The organism is Pedobacter sp. 01T416_2 (assembly GCF_056398925.1).
The window spans coordinates 1-2,692 of the sequence record NZ_JBFTQI010000780.1 but is presented as its reverse complement, the minus strand read 5'-3'; the positions used below and the strand labels follow the sequence as shown (position 1 = coordinate 2,692).

The window sequence follows — 2,692 nt, the reverse complement described above, 5'->3', positions numbered from 1 at the left end:
CCGCAAAACGGATCGCTTCTTCTGCTTTAGCGTTTCCGGTAAAATAGGCAAATAAATACGCTGTTTTTTCTTTGGGTACCTTAGCTGTTTTTTTGCTTTGTGCCTCTACCAGATTTATTGATAACAAGAACAAAACAACAAGTAGAGAAAAGTTATATTTTATAATGGAATGTTTCATTTTAAGGTTAATTCATTATTTATTTTCTGGTTTCCAATCTAGGGTCTGCACTATTGTGAGTGGCTGGTTAGCCTTTCCTTCTCCATCTACCTGGGTAACATGCTGCAGAAACAGGCTCAAAATCCCTTTGCTTTTCCAAAGTTCGGTATCATAACTGGGTTCCCAATCGCCAAGGCTTTTTTGAGTAAGATCTTCAACCTTCCAATTTCCTGATCCGAGCTCACCATTCAAAGCAATTGAAACCTTATTACCTCGTTCAGCATCCCTAAACAACAATCCCGCAGCATAATATTTTCCATTTGGCCAAACGATAATCTGTGGCCGCGAAATCGGAATCTGTTTGGTACCTCCTCCACTTAAACTAAAAGCCGTTTTTCTAAAGTTAAGGTTGCTTACTTCCCAATGGTCGTCTGTTTTAAAAACCAGGTGATATTGTGGTATGGTTTCGTTCGTATCGCGCCAATAACCTGCAATAAATACCTTGCCTTTGGCATCGGCAAACATCGATGTCTGATTAATCAGCTCGCTTTTTTGCGGGATTTTAAGCGCATATTCTGCATTGGTGGCAGTAATGGGAAGACTATATTTTTCATTGGTAGATTTTAACCAGGTTAAACCTCCATCGGTTGATTTGGCATAACATAAATCATGGTTACTGGCTACATCAGGGCTTTCGCGCCACACCCACGACAAATGGATGGTTCCAACCTGATCTATAGCTACCTGCCAATATGCATTTCGCTGTCCTTCGCCATCGATCATCCCATCCTGTATACGTGTCCATTTTTTGGTCTTCAGACTATAACGGTTTATCATCAGGTTTCCGTTTCCAGAGCCACCATCGCGGTAAAAAAATAAGAGATCGCCGTTTGCCAGCTTATAAAACTCAGGATAACTGACTTTATTTTCCTTTACAGAAAGCATAACTTTTTTATTCCCTAAGGTTAATGAACCTGCTGAAACTGATTTGGCATAATTTAGATTGTTATTATGCTGGCCCCAGGCAATATGAAGGAAACCATCACCATCTACCATAATGCTAATTGATTTATGAGCGTCGGTGGCATCACCTTTATAGGGCGTGGTAACTAATACCCAACGGGTTGAGCCGATTTTGCGTTTGGCCAGTACCACATTTTGTTCTTGATCATAATAAGCAGCATACTGGCTATCTTTAAAGCTGATTAACGAATTTTTACGGAAAATAACAGTATTTACCGAGTTGTTTGCCCAGCCGTTACTGGCAATGGTACTCAGTTGTGTTTCTTGTGCAACACTCATCAGGTTGATACCGATGAATGTGCAGATTAAAAATATACTTTTATTTAGGGATTGATACATTATACGTTTTAGGCTGCTCGGTTTCTTACATTTGGTGAAGCCGAAGTACCGAAATTTTTAAGCTTTACACAGGGGGTTAAATCATACTTTGCAGGGGGCGTTTTAAGATAAACGTATTTAAAAGCCAAAATAGCGTAACTTTTATGTTGTGGCATTAATATTATAGTATTTATGAAAACTTTTCCGGTGTTTCTTTATAAATTCTGACGGTGTTAATTTAAACAGCTTTTGAAACTGTTCTCTAAAGTATTTACTATCATTTATACCTACTCTAAAGGCAGCTTCGTTAATATTTAAATTGGTATTGATCAACAATTCGGCAGCCTTTCTGAGTCTGATAAAACGGATAAAACCATTTATAGACTGACCTGAAGTGGCCTTGATCCTTTTGTAGAGATTAGAATGGCTCATTCCAAGATCAGATGCCAGTGTTTTTACGTTAAAACTGTCTTCCATCAGGTTTTCTTCTATAATGGTAATGCACTTTTGAAGAAAGCCCTTATCCTCCTGAGATACTTTATGGGCATCACTCTTTAAGGTTATTTCATTGTAAAAATAAGACTGAAGGTTGGTCCTGTTTTTAATAATGCTATTAATTTTAGCTGTAAAAAGCTCTTTATCGAAGGGTTTACTGATAAAATCGTAGGCACCAACTTCGATTCCCTTAAGTTTTACCTCCGGACTAGGGTCGCCGGTTAACAGAATTACCGGGATATGGCTCAAGGCAGAATCCTCTTTAATCGCCTTACAGAGTTCGATACCGTTAAGGCCATCCATGTTTACATCAGATATTACGATATCAGGCAAATATTCTTTACAGAGTTTTAGTCCATCTGTACCATTTTCGGCCTTGTAAATTTTGAAATTATCCTGAAAAATATGCTTGATGTAATCAATAATTTCGGGGTTGTCATCAATAACCAAAATCGAATGTAAATCYGAAATGAGCAATTCGAGGTTGCCCACATTCTCGGCATCGTTATTTTCTGCTTCTTCCTCTTGCGCAATGAGCTCATTTACATAGGTTAATTCGTTTTGGAAAACACCGCTTTGCTGCAAGTTTGGCTCCCCAACCGGAATATCGATCAAAAATATGGTACCCATTCCCTGATTGGAACGGAACGAAATTTTCCCTTTATGTAATTCTACAAAGTTTTTGGCCAGGTAAAGACC

General features: G+C 38.5%; 2 protein-coding genes. Both read right to left on the bottom strand.

All coding sequences use genetic code 11. From position 1 onward, the window contains the following. Positions 1-193 precede the first annotated feature (193 nt). Positions 194-1,459, bottom strand: coding sequence for a BNR repeat-containing protein (locus tag AC1DPQ_RS23980; protein ID WP_477611103.1), 1,266 nt, complete (start codon positions 1,457-1,459; stop codon positions 194-196). Positions 1,460-1,660: 201 nt separating this feature from the next. Beyond that, on the bottom strand, positions 1,661-2,692 hold a 1,032-nt coding region (locus AC1DPQ_RS23975; protein WP_477611102.1), incomplete at its 5' end, for a response regulator.